Below are 20,380 nucleotides of genomic sequence, written 5' to 3'. Positions count from 1 at the left end.
AAAAGCGGCCTCCTAGATCTTTTTAGGGAAGCTATCAATGCCGTTTTTTCACCACCGAGGAGTCAAGATCCACTATCACGAGAGCGGATCGGGCCCTACGGTCGTATATCTACACGGCCTGTTACACAGAAACTGGATGCAAAACCGCCTTTTCGATTTGGCTTCTAAACGTTTTAGGGCGGTAGCTATGGAATTCAGTGGGCATGGAGAGTCAGACGCTCCCAAAGATCCATCCCACTACTCACTGCTGGAGTTTGCCAGCGAGGTGGATGCGTTGTTACGCCATGTTGAGGTGGAGTCCGCAGTAGTTCATGGAACATCCCTAGGGGCCAATGTGGTACTCGAGATGCTCGTTTCTTATCCAACAAGGCTTGCAGGGGCAGTAGTGGAGATGCCGGTGCTCGCTGGCGGCTACCCCTTCGCAAGAGTCATTTTTGCTCCATTGGCAATGGCGCTAAATGCCACAGCCCCCCTGGTCTCAGCGGTGGCATCGGCATTATCGAGGATTCCTCGTTCTAACCCTAATCTCGGTGTCTTCTTGGATATCGTACCTAAAGACCCTCGGCAAGCCGCCTCGGTCCTAAGAGGGCTTCTTGAATCAACGCCTAGGCCTGACTTGTCCTGTTTCAGAGGGATCGACGTTCCGACTCTGGTAATCGGTCATCCCCGTGATCCTCTTCACTCCTTCGAAGACGCAAAGAGACTCGTTGAGGCGCTACCGAATGGGCGCCTCCTGGTAGCGAAGTCTATGTTGGAGCTGCGACTCAATCCGTGCAGACTGTGGCCGGAGATAGAATCCTTTTACGACTCGTGCCTGCCTCAGTTCTCTGATACAAGTGCCGGCTGAGCCTCGGTAACCGGCCATCTCTTGCGCTGCTTAGCGGCGAGCCTGTGTAGCAAAGAAAGAGTTGCGGGGTCCGACTCACCCGATCTCGCCTCGAGATGTCCCTCGGCAATCATTGAATCCACAATCTGCTCGCCCCGTTGGGTTCGTACAATCGTGAGAGTCCATCCAGCAGTCTGACCGAGTCCCCCAAGCGACAGATCGCCGTGCTCTGCCGAGAAATCGGGGCACATCTTGCATCCCTCTCGCGTGAACTCGTGGCACTCCTTGAGTGGCACCTCTAGGTACCCACCGTCGGTGGTCCAGAGTTGAAGTCGGCCCTTGATGTTCATCTTGGAAATCTGAGTGCGGGCCAAACCATATTTACACTGTAGAAGGTCTTCGAAAATGCGGTCGTCGAAAGTTTTAGAGCACAAAAGACCGATGCTTAGGACGATCCGGCGCGCCACCTTCCGGACTCCTCGAGTAGCCATGATTGGAGGCACACTGGCCTGACACGACATACCAACCAAGGCAAGCTTTTCTAGCCCGGCTTCTACTGCCTCTTTATACGCCAAGGTGTTGGCCGAGTAGGTGTACCGGGAGCCAGCACTTTCCAAAACCTCCTGTCTCGACCTGGCAACACCGCTGCCGGCTTTCCAAGACAATGTGTCGCCATCGAAGAAGCTGACCAGGGCACCGTCTATTATCCCTTTGTCTAAACACCAAATAAGAACCGCCGAGCAAGTACCGCCGTCCTGGCCCTTTGCTAAAACCTCTGCGTCGGTCGCTCTCGTGAGTAGAATTTTGCGCCACACGCCGGTAACCTCGGTGGGTGCACGTTTCCGTCCAAACAAAAACGTGTCAGCGTCACTCTCCCAATCTCGAAACCTAGGACAAGCCCTTGTGCAAAGCGTGCAACCCTTGTCTCCGTGAACGCAGCCAGCAGGCCCCCCTTGTTCTTCCAAATGAAACGGCTTGTACTTGTCGTCGTACCCCAGCACGTCATGTGGACAAGCGACGACGCATGCTGCACATCCCGTGCACAGTCCAGAGGTTACGACCTCTTCGTACAAATGCGTCCAGTGAAGTTTTTCGCCAGGCACCCGTCAGTTCACAGTCCAGACATTGCCTTGGGCATAAAGCTTGTTCAAATCTCCTGTTCCCAACCGCTCCTTGGCTTCGTGAATTTGCTTTTCCAAGAGCTCGCGGTAGGTCGGGCGCGCTACTGAACGAAAAACTCCTATAGGAGTCGGGCCGTAAGGTCCGTGCGAAAGTCTACTCAAGGCAAACGCCTGGCTAGGGTTCTCCAAAGAAATATCGTGCACCAATATCTTTTCCTCACCAACGGAAGCTACCTCAACTATCTCGGCCTCTCCGCGTCCATTAATTACTACGCCCAACTCCTTGTCTTTGCCGAACCTGATTGGCTTTCCATGCTCCAACCTGATCTGATTACGTTCCCGAGTTTCTCGTCCAGTTACCAACTCGAACGCCTTGTCATTGAAAACGTTGCAGTTTTGGTAAATCTCGACGAAGGCGGCGCCCTTGTGAGCCACAGCTGCTCTCAGTACTTCTGCAGTGTGAGGTCTATCCATATCCAAGGTGCGAGCCACAAATGTTGCTTCAGCACCCAGAGCCAAAGAAACCGGGTTAAACGGATAATCGATGTTTCCGAATGGACTCGCCTTCGTGATTTTTCCAACTTCAGATGTAGGAGAAAACTGCCCTTTTGTCAGGCCATAAATCTGATTGTTGAACAGCAAAATCTTGATGTCCACATTACGACGCAACGCATGAATAAGGTGGTTTCCTCCTATCGAAAGTGCGTCTCCATCTCCACTGACAACCCAGACCTGCAAATCGGGCCGAGTCAAGGCGATTCCGGTAGCTATAGCTGGAGCTCTTCCATGAATGGCGTGCATGCCATAAACGTTCACATAGTACGGAAAGCGCGCAGCGCACCCGATACCGGAGACGATCACTATCTTGCAGGGATCTATCCCTTGTTCCGCGTAAAAATTCTGCACCGATGCTAGGATCGTGTAGTCGCCGCACCCAGGGCACCATCTGACTTCTTGATCGGATTGAAAATCCTTCCGGGTGTAATGCCCGTTACCTGCTTGTTGTTTTTCAGCCGCGACAGTCAATACGTCAGCCACTCTTGAGCTCCTCCCAGATCTTGTTTTCGATATCGACCGATCTAAGCGGCAATGCGCGCACCAAGTTGAGCCCCACTACATCCACTAAATATCGCCCCTTCAAAAGGAAAGCCAACTGACCTGTATTGACTTCGGGAACAATAATTTTTTCGTATTGCTTTAGAACCTCTCCCGTATTCCGCGGCATGGGATTTAGGTACCTCAAATGTGCCTGGGCAATTCTCACACCTTCCTGTCTCACACGCTCCACCGCTGTACTAATCGGACCGAACGTCGCGCCCCAGCCGAGTACTAGAACAGAAGCATCAACGTCACCTTCCACCTCTAGCAGCGGAATATCGTTGGCAATGCGGGCAACCTTTTCGGCACGTAGATATGTCATCCTGTGGTGATTGTCCGGATCATAAGAGACGTTCCCTGTTACGTCTTCTTTTTCGAGGCCACCAATACGGTGCTGCAGGCCAGGAGTGCCAGGGATGGCCCAAGCTCTAGCGAGCGTCTCGGGATCGCGCTTGTAAGGTCGGAACTCCCCATCGTAGTTGGGCTCGGTCGCGAAGTGAGGCTCGATTGGATCTAGACTATCAGGATCAGGAATCTTCCATGGCTCGGAGCTATTTGCCAAATAGGTCTCAGACAGAACGTAGACGGGGGTTCGGTATTTCACGGCAATACGGGCTGCCTCCAAGGCTATATAGAAGCAATCGCTTGGAGTCGCAGGGGCCAGTATGGGGACAGGAGACTCCCCGTGTCGCCCAAACAATGCCGCCAGTAAATCTGCCTGCTCGGTCTTGGTGGGAAGACCAGTAGAAGGCCCTGCTCGTTGCACATCTATCACGATTAGCGGAATCTCTAAGGCCACGGCCAATCCGATAGTTTCAGACTTTAGATCTATTCCCGGACCGCTTGTACCTGTAACTCCCAGAAAACCAGCGTAAGATGCTCCTAGTGCGGCTCCGGCTCCCGCAATCTCGTCTTCAGCTTGAAACGTAATCACATCGAAGTTCCTCAGTGCCGCAAGCTGTTCGAGGATGTCCGAGGCCGGCGTGATTGGATACGACCCAAAGAAAAGTGTCATGTTAGCCAGCTTCGAGGCGGTTACCAGACCCAGCGCTAGGGCCATATTTCCAGTGATGCTTCTGTAAGTGCCTGGTTCAAGCTTGGCAGGAGGGACTTCGTACCGTAGCTCGAAGATCTCGGCAGTCTCGCCGAAGTTGTAGCCGGCTTTGAACGCAGCTTCATTCGCCTTCTGCACGAGGGGACGAGATGCAAACCTCTTCGCAATCCATTCAAGAATGGGCTCAGGAGGACGCGAGAAAAGCCAGCACAGCAACCCCAAAGCAAAGAAGTTCTTCGATCGCTCTGCGTCCCTCGGTTTTACGTCTAAATCCTTGGTAGCTTCCAATGTCAGCTTTGTCATCGGAACTTCGTAAACCTTGTAAGACGCAAGGGATCCATCTTGTCTCGGATCGACTTGGTAACCCGCTTTGTGCAAGCTTCGCTCGTCGAATCCATCTGAGTTCAAAATTAGAATTCCGCCAGGTTTCAAGTCGGCAAGGTTGGCCTTGAGTGCGGCGGCGTTCATAGCTACCAGCACATCCGGCTGATCACCAGGACTGTAGATATCGAAATCCGCAAAATGGAGCTGGAATGTGGAAACACCCGCCACAGTTCCAGCGGGGGCCCTGATTTCGGCAGGAAAGTTCGGTAGTGTAGCCAGATCGTTTCCAGCAAGAGCAGTGACTGATGTCAAGCGATCTCCGGTGAGCTGCATGCCGTCACCGGAGTCTCCTGAGAGCCTTATGACTACTTCGTCGAGCCTTACCGGGTTCTTCTTTTCTGTCGTTGGTCCTGCGGACATCTCTTTGAAGTTCAGGCCGCCGCCGTGGGCCCTACACACAGATACAATTGCCGGTGATAGCGCACTGACCTAGGCGCACACGTGACACATGCGCCACCGCTTCGGGCCTACAGCGGAAGCGAAACCAATTACTACCGGAATGATAGCTTTTTCTACCTTTCTCTCGGTAATCCGCTTCGTACTCAGTCATTGCCCGAGCCGGGTGCGCCAAGCCTACACAATAACCAACGTTTATTGGAACGTTGGTATTCGCCTTCTCAGAACAGGCGAGCTATGAAGCTGTTCGTACTCCATTGTCTCCCGAGGATACCTGGCTGTCAGAGGTTTTCTGGCCCCCCGTACACTGGGCGATTACAACGGCGTGAGTCTTTGAAAGGTTGTTCTGATGGAAGGGCGGACTTCAGAATAGTCAAGTGACCATCACGGCCATTGAACGGGGCCAGGCAGTGAGGGAGGAATACCTTGTTCGAGACAGCTCCGATCGAGCCGAAATCCGGCTCTATCACAAATTCCACAAATTTTTCACGCACTGCAGCTGAGTCAGCACGCAAAGAAATTCCCTTTCCCCTACCGATCACCAGACCCCTCCCCCAGCCAGACACCGTTCTTGTACGCCGTCGAATCCTAGAGACCTTTTCGGTAATTCGACGACGCTTCGGATCGATCTTGAAAAAGAGGGTCCTACGCCAGAGGACCACCACAGAAGAGGTAGCGCGAGCTTTGCGACTTTCCTTCGAGGATCTGGGGGCGACCTACCTAAAGTTTGGACAACTGATAGCCTCGTCCCCAGGGATCTTCGGAGAAGCCATTTCCCAGGAGTTCAGAACTTGCCTAGACACCGGGCCGGCAATTCCTTTTTGGAAGGTTCGCAAGATAGTTGAGAGAGAGCTAGGAGCACCCCTCGAAGAAATATACGACGAGTTCGACTCAGAACCTATTGCTGCAGCTTCCATAGCCGCCGTTCACCGAGGGAGACTCACCACAGGGGATGAGGTTGCCGTCAAGGTTGTACGCCCGGGGGTAGCCTCGACCATCGCCACCGACATCGAGATCATGGAACCTCTCTTTTCGCTTTTAGCAAAACAAATCGGTGTGGGGTTGGCGGGTCCTCTTCTACAGCTGCTCTCTGGATTCAGCCGACAAGTAGCAGAAGAGCTCAACTTGGAGAACGAGCTTCGTGTAATGGATTACAACCGGCAGCTCGCCCGGGCGCTGGGCCTGAAAAAAATTCTCGTTCCCAAAACCTACCCCGAGCTCTCCTCAACATCCGTTCTAACCATGGAGTTCGTGCCCGGGGTAGCCATAGACGACCTTGAGAGCATCACCCAATTCGGTTTCGACCCCCGACCCTTGATCGAGGACCTTGTCAAGGCTTGGTTTGTTACTGCAGCTCGCTACGGTGCGTTCCACGGCGATGTGCATGCTGGCAACCTAATAGTCATTCCCGATGGTCGCATTGCCGTTCTTGATTGGGGAATTGTTGGACGCCTTGACGAGCGAACGAGAAACTTCCTTCGCAGCCTAATAGCAGCCTGCCTAGGCGACGAGGAGGCATGGACGACTTTGGTGAGACTTGTCCGGGAAGTATACGGACAAGCCGCAAATGAAGTTTTCGGACCGGACGACGAACCCGTCGTAAAGTGGGTTCGATCCACGCTAGAGCCAATCCTCACGAAACCGTTCGGTGAGGTCAACCTTTCAGTGTTCTTTACCGAGCCTCAGCAACGCCACGCCGGAAAGTTAGAAGAGGAGGCCAAGAGACGATCTCTTCTTGAGATCGTGCGAATGTGGAGACAGCGCCGAAGGTTGAGAAACCTTGCAGAGAGCACCGGTGCCGATACCGCCTCCTTCGATCACGGAACATTTCTTCTCGGAAAGCAGCTGGTCTATTTCGAGCGATACGGAAAGCTGTTCCTGAGCGACACGCCGCTACTGGCCGACACCGAATTCTTCTCCAGGCTTTTAGATGACGACCCGATTGTTTTTTCTCAAGATTGAATTGGCGTGCCACTGTTTATCTGGTCCGGTTTACTAGCCGCCTTTCGAAGACTGAAAAACGGCAGTCGTATGAAAAAACAAGACAGCGTTCCCGGCCTGGATTTGGATTCGTTGACAAAGTGGATCTCAACGAATCTTGAGAAGGTAGACGAGCTCCGCGCCGAACTGCTTGGCAAGGGTCTGTCAAACTTGACATACGTCATATACACCGACAGACGCCGCTGGGTGCTTCGAAGACCACCACTGTCTCACGTGCTTCCCACTGCCCACGACATGGCAAGAGAGTTCACCGTTCAGCGGGCCCTGGCCAGCACACCGGTCCCGGTTCCGAAGATGATCGCTTTTTGCGAGGACGAGTCGGTGATCGGTTGTCCCTTCTATGTGATGGAGTTCGTGGAGGGGGAGGTCCCTTCAGACTCGGCAACCTTCGCTTCGAACTTCGACGAGACAACCCGGGCTGGCCTCTCTAGGCGCCTGATCGAAGTACTCGCTTCCCTGCACGCAGTTGACTACGTTGAAGTGGGTCTCGAAGGCTTCGGCAAGCCCCAGGGGTACATGCAGCGCCAGGTCGCCCGATTCGTAGACCAATTGAAACGTTCGAAGTGCAGGGACCTCCCCGTCCTCGATTCGCTAGCCGACAGACTGGGAAGTGCAGTCCCATCCAACTCCGACGGAACAATAGTTCATGGAGACTACAGGCTGGACAACACTATCGTCGATCCCTCCGGAGATATTGCTGCGGTACTCGACTGGGAGCTGTCCACGCTAGGCGATCCCCTCGCAGACGTAGGAATGCTTTCCATGTACTGGTGCGATCCTGGCGACGATCTCTTCGTCGACGCCCCCGGTGTGGAAAGCTCATTGATTACGACGCTCCCAGGATTTATGAGAAAGAGCGAGGCGCTCGAGTACTACGAGAAATTAACAGGCAGAGATCTCTCTAATATCGCTTTCTATGAGGCTTTTGCTCACTTCAAACTTGCGGTAATTCTAGAGGGAATAAACAAGCGATTCTTGGAAGGCGGTACCGTGGGAGACGGATTCGACAAAGTGGCCGACATGGTCGTGAGAGTCGCTGAGAGAGGAAAAGAGATAGCGGATGCGTCCGGATTACTCTGAAGTGCGATGGATTAGCGAGGCTTCTATTGCAGCCTATGGAGTGCCCCTCGAATTAGCTCACTTGGCTCGTTGCTAACACGAAAGCGACTAGGCGCACACCTGTGCCGTTCCGCAAGCTGATTGAAGCTGCGCCGAGGTAGGCTCTGCGCAACAAAACCACGCCTCCGTAAGCTTTGGTCGCGACTTCACTTTTTCCGGGTCGGCGGCTGAAAGGAGAGCGGCCAAGAAATCGGAGTCGGTACTGGAAATCTTTATAGCTGGGTCTTCTGGCATAGTTTCTTTAGAGGCGAGAAGGATCTCTTTACCTATCTGTTCCAAGGTGTCTCTCAAGCTCAGGTTGGACATGGCCGCCCTAGAAGCGACCTCCGCTACCTTCTGCTGGAGCACGATTGTCGCCGGATCCCGCGCCTTCCATCGGAATGACATCGCTTCGCTGTCGTAGTCTCCCAGATAAGCTCGGAGCTCCGGGGTCTCGAGAAGAAGCGAGCCCTTAGGCACCAGCAGCTTGAGAGAGTACTGCACTGGATCTACGTTCGCTACTAAATCCAGCTCAACGCAGAGCTCCAATATGTTCAAGAGATCCCTACTGTGCGCCCACGGAGTAAAAGGCAAAAAGGAAGGGCGCACCTCGACGCCCGCGGTGCGCAGTATTGTTACAGCTCGAGGAAAATCCTCTGGCAAGTGGCCTTTGTCGAGTACTTTGAGCACCTCGGAGTTCGTAGTCTCGAAAGCCGAGACAACAAAGAGCAGACCACGCTCAGCCAGCTGTTGCCACAAGTCCTCGTAGCGCAAAACATGCTCCACCTTCGCTGTGCAGTCGAAGGTGATACCGGGAAAGGCAGAGTGGAGCTCGGAGACGAGCTCCGACGCAAACGAAGGAGCGTTCAAGAAGTCCGGATCTCCGAAGGTTATGTGGGAAGCTCCATGCTCCACTAGCCACCCCACATCTTCCAGGACAGCTTCGATAGCCGCTTTCCTAATGCGCCCCGCATACACGATGGGCACCGGGCAATGCCGACAACGGTGCGAGCACCCTGTTGCGGCCTCAACATACCCGACCAACCGTTCCTCCCCATCCCAAGCTAGACGGGCGTACCTGTCAAGGGAAGGTAGGAGATGGCGCGCTGGCACTATGGACTTTTGGCGGTCGAGGGTGACTGTTACTTGCGAAGTTAATGGTCCGGGAGAATCACCCGTTATGCCGTTTTCCTCCACAGATACTGCCCATCTCCTGAGAGCAGCGGGATACTCGCCCGCAATCCCTACTACCAGACCTCGGGCTTTTTCAACCTGCAATGGAGGATCACTACAACGCTTATCTAGCTCCGCCGTGCCCGATACGAACGCGTCTACTGCCACGTGTGCATAGAGTCCATAGAAAACGATGGGCATATCGGGATAGCTACTATGCAGAGTACGAGCGAACTCTACTCCCAGCCGTGCTGCAGTATGCATGGGAACCGAAATCCCCACAGCATCCGCCCATTCGAAAAGTTCGTTCTCAGCCGCTTCCACCTGCAGATCCAAGCACCGGACTCGGTGTCCGTCTTCAACGAGGTGAGAAGCCGCGATACCGAGGTGGTATGGTTGATGGCCCAGTTCGTAGCCGGAAACCAAGAGAATATTCATCCCTCAGCTCCTTCAGGGGCGAGAACCGGTTGCGACTCGATCACAAATCGCAGAGACGACTCGGCTTCGCGCAATGCCGAGATGCATGCCTGGCGATTTTCAGCGCGGGCAAATATAAACCCCAAATACCGGTTACCTCTGGGTAAAGGCTCGACACGAGTCCCTCGGCGGACAGTTATGTCGACAGCCCAAACGTTGGGAACGGCTTTGGCATCCGAGATTCCCTCCACCTTCTCGATACGCCCGGGTATGTCCGGGTATAGCATCGCCACGCCCGAGTATGTCAGTACAGGTCGGGTAGCTCGCAAATCACCTAAAGCCCGCCTAAGCACCACCTCTTCAAGGGACTCTTTGTCATCCGCCTCGAATAGCAAAGCCTTAGAGCACAATCCCCCTATCGTCCGTGCTGCGATCTCCAAAAGCTTCGGCTCATCGTCTCCCCACCTAATCTCTGCGTGGACAGGCCCATCGACGATCCCCAGCGCTGTCGTCGCAGCGCTCACAAGCTCGCACACTCCTTCCAACGTCTTTTCATCGAGATCGGCTGGTGTCACCAAGATACGCTCGGGAAAGTACGGCCCTCGAGGAGGATCGGGCTTGTCTATGACAGCCAGAACTTCCAAGTCACCACCGACCACAATTGCCTCTATTGCGATCTCCCTACCGGGTAGAAACTCTTCTACGACCAACGGCGCTCTCCGGTGGGCCAGTTGAAACTGGATTTCATACGCCTCTATAGCAGCTCGCCTCAGCGCTTCGGGAGAATCTGCCAGGATCACTCCGGTGGATGCCGACAGGACCGCCGGCTTCACTACGCAAGGAAAGTCGACCCTGTCGCCGGCCTCGTCTAGAACAGCGTCTTGAGGGTCGAAAGCGATCAAAAAGCGGGGCTGAGCGACGTTCGCCTCAAACATCCGCCTCCGAAGCGCCGCCTTGTCCCTAGTCGCCAAGACACCAGAAACGGAATTGGAGGTAGTACCCAGTCGCCCTGATGCGATGGCAGCCAAGGGAACAGCAGCCTCGTCGAGAGGGATAACGGATCTCGGATCTCTTTCTTCAACTGCTTCTACGATACGTTGGGCCCCCCCCTCGGGATCGGACAGGTCTACTTGGACAAGTCGGGATCCTAGAAGCTTTGTAGTAGCCTCGTCCACGTCGCAAGCTAGTACGACTTCCACTCCCAGTTTTGAGGCCGCCTCAAGAAAAGCCGAGGCACGGTAAGTCTCAGATGAGAAGACCATGACGAGTGGGCGATCGAACCTTGGCAGCACAGCGCTCATGCCTTTCACCCTAGCGCTAGAGAGAGCTTAGATTAGACTAGGTTGCAGGGTTGCCTGTCATCCCGACCGACACAAGCGTAAGCGAGATGGCCGCGCTAGTGGCCATAGCTTTACCGTTTCAGGCAGCGGCTCTCGTGGTAAGGAGGCGAGATGGCCACAGCGGAGAAAAATGTGGACTCAGCACAAGCGGGTAAAGAGCTAGAGGAGAAAATTCTCACGATAACGTCCAAGGCGATGGAGCGCATACTCCGCGTGAGAGAGAACACAGGAGAGTCGCCTGAAGCTGCACTTCGCATAGAAATCAATGGACTCCGCGACGGAGATTTCGCGTATGACTTGTCTTTTGCCGATCCTTCTTCGGCCTCGGAACAAGATACCGCTATCGATTGTGACGGGCTAACAGTGCTCATCCGCACAAAGGACATTCCGAAGATAAAGGGCTCCGTGCTCGACCTGTCTGACGATCCCAACGAAGGATTGACCATCGACAACCCCAACGATGTGTGGGAGTTCGTCGGCGGTGATCTAGCCAAACGCGTACAGGCAGTACTTGACGAAAACGTCAACCCTGCCATTGCAATGCATGGAGGACGAGCTGATCTGGTCGCCGTCGAGGGGTCGACTGCGTACCTACGCCTGAGCGGCGGATGCCAAGGATGCGGACTGGCAAAGGTAACCCTAAGTCAGGGAATAGAAGTTGCAATAAAAGAAGCTGTCCCCGAAATCGAGTCGATCGTCGACGTCACCGATCACGCAGCCGGTACTAACCCTTACTACGAACCTGCCAAGAAGTGATTATCGGGCGGGAAACCGCTGCGAATCCACTCTATCGAGGATGTATCGCTATTTTGTTGTTGGTTTGTTCTTTTTTTTCCGCTTGTTCGAACCCGACTCGAGTAGACGACCCATCCAGGGAGGCAGGCCGCAAATTCTCCTCTCTCGCGGACAGCTTCATCCAAAGTTCTACAGCCCTAACCGATGATTTGAACAAAGCTCTTATAACCGGCGAATTCGCTTCCATTGCTGGCTCGGCAACAAGCCGTATCATAACCCTAAGTGACACGTTGAGTGAGATGGAAAAGCTTCTACCTCTAATGCACCAAAATCTGGTCGAAATCGCTTCTGAAATCACAGACGCCGGCAAAATTTGGATCGGGGCCGCCCAGGACGCCCTTGATGCCGGCCTTGCATCCGACGCCCCTCGGTTCGCCCAAGCCCGAGCCGTTCTCGATCGAGAACGGCAGAGATTCAACTTGGGGGTGAGAAAGTGGAACGTGACTATAGAGGCAGCATGACTTCGCACTCTCTACGAACGACCATCGAACAGCTTTCACCGGGGTCGAGTGCAAACTGTCCACTTTCGGTTTCGGAACTTGCTTCCTGGATAAACGAGGTCGTGCGGGAGGGAGTCGGCTACGTCTGGGTCGAGGGTGAGGTGAGAGACCTGAAAACCTACCCAAGTGGCCATACCTACTGCTCGTTGGCCGATGAAGCGGCGACCGTAAATGTGGCCATGTTTTCGAGAATCGAGCTTCCAGACGGTATCAAGAATGGAACGCATCTGTTGGTTAGGGGACGTCCGGAGTTCTACGGCCCCGGCGGCCGTCTCAGCCTTGTAGCCGAAGAAGTCCACATCTCTGGCGAGGGTGAGCTGTGGGCCAAGATCGAAAAGACACGCGAAAAGCTCGCCGCTGACGGACTTTTTGACGAAGAACGCAAAAGACCGCTTCCTCTTCTTCCTGCCACTGTAGGCGTCGTGTGTGGATTCGACGCAGCGGTAAAACGCGACATACTCGCCGCGGTGGACAGACGTTTTCCCGGATATCCGCTCGTCTTCGAGGAAGTCCCCGTTCAAGGAGATCGCGCTGTAACCGAGATCATCCAAGCTATGGAACGTTTGACCGCGGATCCGCGAGTCGAGGTCATCATCTTGGCCAGAGGTGGGGGAAGTCTCGCGGAGCTAGCCCCCTTCTATGACGAGTCCCTTTGCAGAGCGATAGCTCGGTGCCCTGTCCCTGTCGTTTCTGCGATCGGACATGAAAAAGACAACCCTCTCAGTGATCTTGTAGCAGATGCCAGGGCATCCACGCCCTCCAGAGCCGCAATCGAAGTGATTCCTGACGAAGCTGAACTCCGCGATAGGCTCGATCGAGCGGTCGATATCGCCTACACGACGGTCCGACGACGTCTCGAGACGGCAGAAGCGAAACTGGCATCCCTCAATCCGACCCGCACATTCAAAGAAGCGTATTTGGCGAGAAAAGAGCTCGTTCTCGCTGCTTTAGAGTCGACCATGTCCTCGAGAATACCCGAGGCAACCATCGAACGACAGTGGGCCAGACTCCAATCACTCAGAGTCCAGGAGCTGTTTCTCGCCAGAATCGACCGTGCCCAATCATCACTGAACAGTTTGACTGCTAGTTTGGAAGCCCTTAGTCCTCGGGCGACTCTTAAAAGAGGCTTCGCTGTGGTGCGCAAAGTCACAGGGGAGATTGTTCGTGCTCCTCTCGAGGCTCCGGAGGGTACTGTTCTGTCGGTGACACTGGCTGGCGGTATCCTCGGCGTGGTCTCTAGAGGGGAACCTCGGGAATCTGCCGACCCCGGGGACTGATCAAGAGGGTCGAGGGTGACTGAATCGGGTAAAGCAAAAGCCAGAGAAACGTCTGCTCTAAGGGACTCTGCGTCGCGAGAAGCACCGCCTGACACTGCTCTTACATTCGAGGAGGCCATGATTCGCCTCGAGCAAATAGTGGCCGAACTCCAAAAAGAGGATGTCCCCTTGGAAAAGGCTTTTGACTTATGGGAAGAGGGGCAGCGGCTTCACGCCCACTGTAAAGCGATTCTCGAAGGACTGAAGAAGCGTCTTGAAGCGACTCTCGCTGCCCGAACCGGCGAAGAAGATGAGGAGTGAGGCCGCCAACTCCCACCCGGACGGCATCTTTTGTATTTCACATCGAAAACATTTTGCGGCTGAATCGGATCTGATCGGATCTGAATTGGAGGCCTATCGCTCGTCTATTGGGGGCACAGGCTCGGGCGGAGGTGGTCCCATATAGTAGGCCGCCGGGCGGATGAGACGATTGTCCATCGCTTGCTCGATTACGTGTTCGGTCCAACCCAATACTCTACTGGCAGCAAAGGTAGGCGTGAACATCTCCCTTGGGACTCCGACTCTGTCCATGACTACGCCCGCGTAGAACTCGACATTGGTGTACAACCTTCTCCCAGGCTTTAGCTCATTCAGCACCTCTACCGCTTTTTTCTCAACATACTTGGCAAACTCGACATTTGGGCCACCCAATCGCTCCGCTATCGCTCTGAGCATCACGGAACGAGGATCGTCGGTTTTGTATACGCGATGCCCAAACCCCATCAAACGCTTCCCCGCTGAAACAGTCTCTCTAAGCCATTTCTCTGCGTTCTCGGGCTTTCCGATGGCATCTAACATGTCGACCACCCTGGAAGGGGCACCACCATGAAGTGGTCCCGAGAGGGCGCACAAAGCGGCAACTACTGCACTACCCAAATCCGCGCCAGTGGACGTGACGACCCGGGCAGTGAAAGTCGAGGCGTTGAAGCCGTGGTCAACCGTCAAGATCATGTACTGCTCAATGGCTCGGGCTTCTTCTGGATCTGGCTCCTTTCCCGTAAGCATGTAAAGGTAGTTGACAGCAGTCGGCAGATCTTGACGAGGCTCTATGTACCCCTCTCCTCTAGCCAGACGATATAGATTCACCAGAATCGTCGGAAAAGCAGCGCAAGTCTTGAGAGCTTGCTCTCGAAGCTCCGTTATATCAGTGTCGAGCCAAGGCGCATAACCAAGCTCGGCAGCCATCAGCGAATAAGCGGTGCGCAATCCGTCAAGAAGGCGCGACGTTCCTGAAACAGATGCGATTTGGGGAAGCGCCTCCCTGGTCTTAGGTGTCACGTCTCTGAGGCGTGCAACTTTGCCCGAGAACTCGGCCAGCTCCTTGCGGTTAGGAAGCTGCTTCTCGTGTATCAGATACCAAACCTCCTCAAGGCTGCATTTGTCCGCTAGTTCCACGGCATCGTATTGCCGGTAATGAAAGAACCCTTCCATCCCCCGCACGTCGCCTATGGAGGTCTCGGCCACGACGACTCCCTCTAATCCCTTAGGAACTTCCCCTGAGGGTCCCTCCACGGGCCTTATTTGAGCGATCTTCATCAGGTCGCGCATAGATACGATTCCGATCAGCTTCCCGCTATCGTCCACGACAGGAATATGTCTATACCCTCTTTCCGCCAGGCTTCGAAATGCCTCCGTAACTTCTAGGTCAGGCCTGACTGTATCGGGGCTCGGGGTCATCCACTTGGATACAGGTTCTGAGCCCGGATCGACCCCAGCAGCTGCGACCTTTACCAGATCACGTTCGGTTAAGATACCTACTGGCTTATCATCCTCGGTAACGATGACCGAGCCTACTCCCGTCTTTGCCATGCGAGCAGAGATCTCTGCAATCGTCTCGTCCCTGGCTGCGGATACAACCGGCGAGCTCATGATGTCCGATACGCTGCGCGTCTTTACGCCATCTACCATCTACGACCCCCGCGAACTACTCAAATGTCTACTACTGAAGCGCCGTGCCTCGAGAGGCTGTGATCTCTAACCCTCGCGAAGTATATGCGCCACCATCAAACACTGAAAGAGCTGTCTTTCCCTAGAAGCTGGCCCGGTGAAATCAGCTCAGCCAGCAGACAAAATACCGCCCCTAACAAGAAACGCTCGCTCCTCTTTCCGGCTATGTGAACCCGGCAGTGTAGTATGTCTTGCTAACGTCTCAGAAGACTCTCATACCTTCCAGTGGTGAAACAGTTTTTGGATCCTCACTATATACTTCACACTTTCGGACTCATAGGGGTCGTCGTAGCGATCTTTGCCGAGTCCGGGTTACTAATTGGCATACTTCTACCCGGTGACAGTCTCCTTTTTACCGCAGGACTGTTCGCCGCAACCCAAAAAGCATTTTCAATCGAGACCCTTCTGGTGCTGGGATTCTTGGCTGCCGTAGTCGGCGACAACGTTGGATACGGTATCGGGCGGCGAACCGGACCTGCCCTGTTCAAACGAGACGACTCGAAAATTTTCAAGCGGCGCCACCTCGAGAGAGCTACTCGCTTTTACGAGCGCCACGGTCGTAAGACGATAATCCTCGCTCGCTTTCTTCCGGTCGTCCGCACATTGGCCCCTATGGTGGCAGGTGCCACCGAGATGCCCTACAGAACCTTTTTGGTATTCAACGTGGTGGGGGGCTTTCTCTGGGCAATCGGTGTTCCCACGGCAGGATACTTCTTAGGGAAATCTGTTCCCTCGATCGATCGGTATCTTCTTCCTATCGTCGTCGTAATCGCGAAACTCTCGCTTCTTCCGACGTTGTTCCACCTGCTTTCAAGCGGCAAGAGTCGACACTCGGATTCTCTCGTTCCAACGAGACAGGCGGCAAATACTCAAGAAGGCAGCGTAGATGTGGCTAAGTCGGGTCACTGTGAGGCCGAAGGAGCCGACCATGGCTGAAATAGTCTTCAGCGAAACCGTCTCGTATGAGATAGACGGTAGGACCGGAAGCGGGTATTTGGCGCTTCCGGATGGAAGGGGCCCAGGAGTGGTATTAATCCAGGAGTGGTGGGGTCTCGTTCCGCATATCAAAGATGTCGCGCAAAGGTTGGCTCGAGAAGGATTCGTAACTCTTGCCCCGGATCTATACGGTGGCAAGACAACCACAGAGCCGAGCGAGGCTTCTAAGCTAATGATGGCTTTGCAGATTCAATCGGCTTCCCGGGACATGGAAACCGCTTACGACTATCTACGGAGTCATGAATCCGTCGATCCCCCGAAGATTGGATCGATCGGCTTTTGCATGGGAGGAGCTCTTTCCTTGTATTTAGCGACCCTGCGGCCACTAGACGCGTGCGTCGTCTACTACGGCATCCCCTACCGGGGAGAACCCGATTACTCGCAGATCGTCTGCCCTGTTTTAGGTCACTTCGCCGAATTCGACCAGTGGGCCTCCGAGGATGCAGCGCTAGCACTAAAGTCGAAATTGGACGCTCTAGGAAAGCGAGTGGAGTTTTACTTCTACCCCCGAACCCGCCATGCTTTCTTCAACGATAGCAATGAAGACTCTTACGACCCTGAGGCTGCTCAACTGTCATGGCAGCGGACTCTGGAGTTCTTGCGTAAAAATCTCCTCTAGCCGCTTTATGGGTGCTGCACGCTCACGCCATCGCCCGGATGTTGGCTCGATTAGGGAATGCCGAGATCGGAAGCGTCTAGAATCCTTCCGGTAGCTGTCTTCTCGGCCATCCTTTCTAAAAACTCGAAAAAGGCATCGGACCCAGAACGCTCCAGCATTGCCCGAGGAATAGCCGGGAACGAGTAGTCCTCCGATGGGAGCGGAGGATGGTCATCGGGACGCTTTCGTGACATGACTTTCTCGATCATCGGCCCCAAACGCTTAGCCTTTTCCACCTGAAGCTTCTCATCCCGCTCCTTGAACTCAGGCAAGACCTTTCGGCCAAACAATTCGAGACTCTCCATAATGTCTTCGTGCTTGTTCTTCCCAGCCTGACTCACCAAAATCAGCTGATCGACCCCGACCGCTTCATATGTGCGTAAGTATTCCCGTACTTGCTCCGGAGTGCCGACAGCTCCTCTGAGACCCGACGTTCCTCCTTGTTCAACGATCTTGGCTCCCAGCCGGTCGGTGTTATCTTTGGCTGCGCGAACAGCCTCGGGCGAATAACCCGCCTGCGCACGCTTCTTCAAAAACTCCTCCCACACGTTCGTGCGACCGGGCCGATGCTCGCCGAATATGTAGTAGTGAGCTAGCGAGTATCCAAAGAAGTTAGCGCCTTCTAGGCCCTTTTCCAAGGCTTCCTCTTCTCTTTCACAGCACATAAACGTCGTGACACATGCAATGTTTGCATTGACCGCATCGCCTATAGGCTTACCCTCTGTTCCCAAAATCGAGTAGTAGTCATCCACCCATCGTTTTGATTCGTCCGAGTCGACAAAGGCAAAAGAAAGAGCACCGATTCCCATTCGGGCCGCCAGCGCTATCGTGTCTCGCCTAGAGCATGCTACCCATACGGGAGGGTGCGGCTTCTGCAGGGGCTTGGGAATGACATTCCTCGGCGGCATGGTCACGTATCTTCCTGAAAAACCGGTAAAAGGCTCCTCGGTCATGCACCGTAGCGCGACTGTCACACCCTCTTGCCACATTTCCCGCTTTTCTGCGGGATCGATGAGAAACCCGCCTAGCTCGGCTTCTGAAGAGGACTCGCCAGTTCCGAACTCAACACGGCCCCCAGAGAGTAAATCCAACATTGAAATGCGCTCGGCTACGCGAGCCGGATGGTTGAATGGTGGGGGCATTAGTACGATTCCGTGGCCCAGCCGGATCTCTTTGGTACGCTGTGAAACTGCCGCCAAGAAAACTTCAGGCGCCGAAGAGTGCGAGTACTCCTCCAGAAAGTGGTGCTCTACTTCCCAGAAATAGTCAATACCCAAACTGTCTGCAAGCTCTGCCTCTTCGAGGGCATCCTGGAGTATCTCATACTCGCTACGTTCTTCCCACGGTCTCGGAAGCTGGTGTTCATAAAAGATTCCTATTTTCATGTGGTCGCCCCCTGTCGAGATAAGTTTTGCAATGGCGCTTCAGTACATCCCTACTACAAATCGAATCGCTAGCTAGATTGAGTAGTAGCGGGCCAGCCGCTCCTCGCCAGCCCCTATTGCTCACATCGCAAATTGCTTTGTTACCCGCGAGTTTACTTGGCTTCGTAAATGGCATTCGTGACGAAACGCACAACAGAGCCTGCAGCGTTCCGCTAGAGCAAAACACTGGTGTAGCTGCCGACGAGACGCACCCAAACATGAAAGGCATTTGCCACACAATGGCCGAGGTTTCACAAAAATCTATGAAAATGTGAGAGTTTCAAGAAATGGGCTTCACTAAAGAGGAGGGCAAAGGTGACGAGTTCTTGCAATTCGCGAGGACAGGATGTCTTTAGAGAACGGATTGCGACAGCGCAGAATGGCCCTACGGAATCGGAACAGCCGTTAAAAGAGCATCCCGCATGGCTCGCAGGCGAGGCCTACGAATCTAACTACGACCTGGAGGTAAAGGACAAGTTCAGCGGGGGTATCTACTCCAGGGTTCCTAAAGCCGAGCCAGAAGCCCTTCGTCAAGCCGCTCGAGCGGCTTTTCAAGCAGCCACAGCTATGGCATCCATTTCTCCATGGCAGCGCCGCCAGATCCTACTTCACATCGCTGATCGCATCCAGGATCGTGCGCACGAGTTCGTACATGCCCTTGTCAAGGAAGTAGGAAAGCCCGTGAAGGACGCGCGAACGGAGGTAGCTCGCGCTATTGAAACTTTCACCGTCGCCGCGGAGGAGTCGGTTCGTGTCAAGGGAGAGGTCGTCGAAATGGCACGTACACCCCGCTACGAAGGCTACTTCGGCCTTTGGCGGCAGTTTCCAGTAGGTCCTTGCGTTTTCATTACTCCATTCAACTTTCCTCTAAATCTCGTCGCCCACAAAGTGGCGCCTGCCATAGCAGCCGGCTGTGCGTTTGTACTCAAACCTGCCTCTTATGCGCCCGTTTCAGCGTTAATGCTTGGAAAGATCCTCGCGGAGACAGAACTTCCCCGCGGCGGCTTTTCGATCCTTCCCGCCCAATCCCGCGATGCAGAACAGCTCGTAGCGGACGACAGCTTCGCCCTTTTGTCGTTTACTGGGTCAGCCGAGGTGGGCTGGCACCTCAAATCGAAAGCCGGGCGCAAGCGCGTCCTCCTCGAGTTGGGTGGCAATGCGGGGTGCATCGTTGACGAAACGGCCGATCTCGACAGGGCTGTCGAACGGATCGCTTTCGGAGGATACTATCAGGCAGGACAGAGCTGCATATCTGTACAGCGAGTGTTCGTTGCCTCCCAGATACACGAAGAATTTTCCGATGCATTAGTAGACCGCGTTCGCAGATTGCAAGTTGGAGATCCGGCTAGCGAAAAGACCGACGTCGGGCCCGTCATATCTGAAGCCGATGCCATAAGGGTTAGCTCGTGGATTGAAAAAGCCGTGTCCGCCGGCGCCAAGGTGCTGTGTGGAGGGGAACGACATGGCGCGTTCGTTACTCCGGCTGTAGTCGCGGACGTCGCAGAGGATCAGGAGCTTTACTGTAAAGAAGTGTTCGGACCGGTAGTCGTCCTCAATCGCTTTGACTCCTTCAAAGAAGCACTAGACGCTGTCAATCGCTCTGAGTACGGCCTCCAAGCAGGTATCTTTACGTCTGTTATCGAAAGAGCGCTCTTGGCTCATGAAGTACTCCGAGTCGGTGGAGTCGTGGTGGGAGATGTCCCCTCGTTCCGAGCCGACCACATGCCTTATGGAGGAACAAAGGCATCTGGGATCGGAAGAGAGGGGGTGCGATATGCCATCGACGAGATGACCGAGCCACGAATGCTCGTTATACGGCGCCCCAGCGCGTAAAAC

Annotated in this window: 17 protein-coding genes; 10 read left to right on the top strand and 7 right to left on the bottom strand. The window is 54.4% G+C overall.

The window, feature by feature from the left end; genetic code table 11:
- Window positions 1–37: 37 nt before the first annotated feature.
- Entirely contained in the window at window positions 38–847 is an 810-nt protein-coding gene (locus C4318_01955) for an alpha/beta hydrolase (protein ID MER3453908.1), read from the top strand.
- Here C4318_01955 and C4318_01950 read toward each other — a convergent pair.
- The 3 genes from C4318_01950 to C4318_01940 are packed head-to-tail and all read right to left on the bottom strand — an operon-like array spanning window position 820 to window position 4,843.
- A complete protein-coding gene (locus C4318_01950) occupies window positions 820–1,929 on the bottom strand; it encodes an oxidoreductase (GenBank protein MER3453907.1) in 1,110 nt (369 codons plus the stop codon). The genes C4318_01955 and C4318_01950 overlap by 28 nt on opposite strands.
- Window positions 1,930–1,932: 3 nt before the next feature.
- Entirely contained in the window at window positions 1,933–2,973 is a 1,041-nt protein-coding gene (locus C4318_01945; protein MER3453906.1) for a 2-oxoacid:ferredoxin oxidoreductase subunit beta, read from the bottom strand.
- Between the two features lie 4 nt (window positions 2,974–2,977).
- A complete protein-coding gene (locus tag C4318_01940) occupies window positions 2,978–4,843 on the bottom strand; it encodes a 2-oxoglutarate ferredoxin oxidoreductase subunit alpha (protein ID MER3453905.1) in 1,866 nt (621 codons plus the stop codon).
- A 462-nt stretch (window positions 4,844–5,305) separates the two neighbouring features.
- On the opposite strand from C4318_01940, the gene C4318_01935 reads away from it, so the two are divergent.
- Together C4318_01935 and C4318_01930 are read left to right on the top strand one after the other, a co-directional pair.
- Window positions 5,306–6,841, top strand: coding sequence for a hypothetical protein (locus C4318_01935; protein ID MER3453904.1), 1,536 nt, complete (start codon window positions 5,306–5,308; stop codon window positions 6,839–6,841).
- A 69-nt stretch (window positions 6,842–6,910) separates the two neighbouring features.
- Window positions 6,911–7,960 (top strand): acyl-CoA dehydrogenase, encoded by a 1,050-nt coding sequence (locus C4318_01930; protein ID MER3453903.1) that lies wholly within the window; start codon window positions 6,911–6,913, stop codon window positions 7,958–7,960.
- 87 nt (window positions 7,961–8,047) lie between these two features.
- Here the strand turns inward: C4318_01930 and C4318_01925 are convergent, their stop codons facing one another.
- The gene (locus tag C4318_01925; protein MER3453902.1) at window positions 8,048–9,589 is read right to left on the bottom strand and encodes a hypothetical protein; all 1,542 of its coding nucleotides are present in this window, start codon (window positions 9,587–9,589) and stop codon (window positions 8,048–8,050) included.
- Window positions 9,586–10,869: a hypothetical protein gene (locus tag C4318_01920; GenBank protein ID MER3453901.1), complete on the bottom strand. Its 1,284-nt coding sequence runs from the start codon at window positions 10,867–10,869 to the stop codon at window positions 9,586–9,588. The genes C4318_01925 and C4318_01920 overlap by 4 nt, the downstream gene beginning before the upstream one ends.
- 150 nt (window positions 10,870–11,019) lie before the next feature.
- Here C4318_01920 and C4318_01915 point away from each other — a divergent pair, with 150 nt between their 5' ends.
- The 4 genes from C4318_01915 (at window position 11,020) to xseB (ending at window position 13,780) form a co-directional block, all read left to right on the top strand.
- Window positions 11,020–11,664 carry an iron-sulfur cluster assembly accessory protein gene (locus tag C4318_01915; protein ID MER3453900.1) on the top strand — a complete coding sequence of 215 codons (645 nt, stop codon included), beginning with the start codon at window positions 11,020–11,022 and terminating at the stop codon, window positions 11,662–11,664.
- Window positions 11,661–12,164: a hypothetical protein gene (locus C4318_01910; protein MER3453899.1), complete on the top strand. Its 504-nt coding sequence runs from the start codon at window positions 11,661–11,663 to the stop codon at window positions 12,162–12,164. Before C4318_01915 ends, C4318_01910 begins: the two co-directional genes overlap by 4 nt.
- Window positions 12,161–13,480 carry an exodeoxyribonuclease VII large subunit gene (gene xseA / locus C4318_01905; protein ID MER3453898.1) on the top strand — a complete coding sequence of 440 codons (1,320 nt, stop codon included), beginning with the start codon at window positions 12,161–12,163 and terminating at the stop codon, window positions 13,478–13,480. The genes C4318_01910 and xseA overlap by 4 nt, the downstream gene beginning before the upstream one ends.
- A 117-nt stretch (window positions 13,481–13,597) precedes the next feature.
- Complete coding sequence (gene xseB / locus C4318_01900; protein MER3453897.1) at window positions 13,598–13,780, top strand: exodeoxyribonuclease VII small subunit; 183 nt, start codon at window positions 13,598–13,600, stop codon at window positions 13,778–13,780.
- Window positions 13,781–13,873: 93 nt separating this feature from the next.
- Here the strand turns inward: xseB and C4318_01895 are convergent, their stop codons facing one another.
- Complete coding sequence (locus C4318_01895) at window positions 13,874–15,427, bottom strand: citrate synthase/methylcitrate synthase (GenBank protein ID MER3453896.1); 1,554 nt, start codon at window positions 15,425–15,427, stop codon at window positions 13,874–13,876.
- Between the two features lie 279 nt (window positions 15,428–15,706).
- On the opposite strand from C4318_01895, the gene C4318_01890 reads away from it, so the two are divergent.
- Both C4318_01890 and C4318_01885 read left to right on the top strand, forming a co-directional pair.
- Window positions 15,707–16,402 (top strand): hypothetical protein, encoded by a 696-nt coding sequence (locus C4318_01890; protein ID MER3453895.1) that lies wholly within the window; start codon window positions 15,707–15,709, stop codon window positions 16,400–16,402.
- Window positions 16,395–17,081, top strand: a complete 687-nt coding sequence (locus C4318_01885; protein MER3453894.1) for a carboxymethylenebutenolidase — start codon at window positions 16,395–16,397, stop codon at window positions 17,079–17,081. The genes C4318_01890 and C4318_01885 overlap by 8 nt, the downstream gene beginning before the upstream one ends.
- 50 nt (window positions 17,082–17,131) lie before the next feature.
- On the opposite strand, the gene C4318_01880 is transcribed toward C4318_01885, so the two are convergent.
- Window positions 17,132–18,505, bottom strand: a complete 1,374-nt coding sequence (locus tag C4318_01880; protein ID MER3453893.1) for an LLM class flavin-dependent oxidoreductase — start codon at window positions 18,503–18,505, stop codon at window positions 17,132–17,134.
- 402 nt (window positions 18,506–18,907) lie between these two features.
- On the opposite strand from C4318_01880, the gene C4318_01875 reads away from it, so the two are divergent.
- Window positions 18,908–20,377: an aldehyde dehydrogenase gene (locus C4318_01875; protein MER3453892.1), complete on the top strand. Its 1,470-nt coding sequence runs from the start codon at window positions 18,908–18,910 to the stop codon at window positions 20,375–20,377.
- Window positions 20,378–20,380 lie beyond the last annotated feature (3 nt).

It is taken from the genome of Acidimicrobiia bacterium, assembly GCA_040289475.1.
Classification (GTDB): Bacteria; Actinomycetota; Acidimicrobiia; order ATN3; family PSLF01; genus PSLF01.
Note: the sequence above shows the minus strand (reverse complement) of the source record. Positions and strands in the feature narration are given on the sequence as shown.

Excerpts from the sequence above, each read along its gene's own strand:
- C4318_01895 (MER3453896.1), bottom strand. The coding sequence starts at position 15,427 with ATGGTAGATGGCGTAAAGACGCGCAGCGTATCGGACATCATGAGCTCG.
- C4318_01920 (MER3453901.1), bottom strand. The coding sequence starts at position 10,869 with ATGAGCGCTGTGCTGCCAAGGTTCGATCGCCCACTCGTCATGGTCTTC.
- C4318_01915 (MER3453900.1), top strand. The coding sequence starts at position 11,020 with ATGGCCACAGCGGAGAAAAATGTGGACTCAGCACAAGCGGGTAAAGAG.
- C4318_01880 (MER3453893.1), bottom strand. The coding sequence starts at position 18,505 with ATGAAAATAGGAATCTTTTATGAACACCAGCTTCCGAGACCGTGGGAA.
- C4318_01930 (MER3453903.1), top strand. The coding sequence starts at position 6,911 with ATGAAAAAACAAGACAGCGTTCCCGGCCTGGATTTGGATTCGTTGACA.
- xseB (MER3453897.1), top strand. The coding sequence starts at position 13,598 with ATGATTCGCCTCGAGCAAATAGTGGCCGAACTCCAAAAAGAGGATGTC.
- C4318_01940 (MER3453905.1), bottom strand. The coding sequence starts at position 4,843 with ATGTCCGCAGGACCAACGACAGAAAAGAAGAACCCGGTAAGGCTCGAC.
- C4318_01955 (MER3453908.1), top strand. The coding sequence starts at position 38 with ATGCCGTTTTTTCACCACCGAGGAGTCAAGATCCACTATCACGAGAGC.
- C4318_01885 (MER3453894.1), top strand. The coding sequence starts at position 16,395 with ATGGCTGAAATAGTCTTCAGCGAAACCGTCTCGTATGAGATAGACGGT.
- xseA (MER3453898.1), top strand. The coding sequence starts at position 12,161 with ATGACTTCGCACTCTCTACGAACGACCATCGAACAGCTTTCACCGGGG.
- C4318_01925 (MER3453902.1), bottom strand. The coding sequence starts at position 9,589 with ATGAATATTCTCTTGGTTTCCGGCTACGAACTGGGCCATCAACCATAC.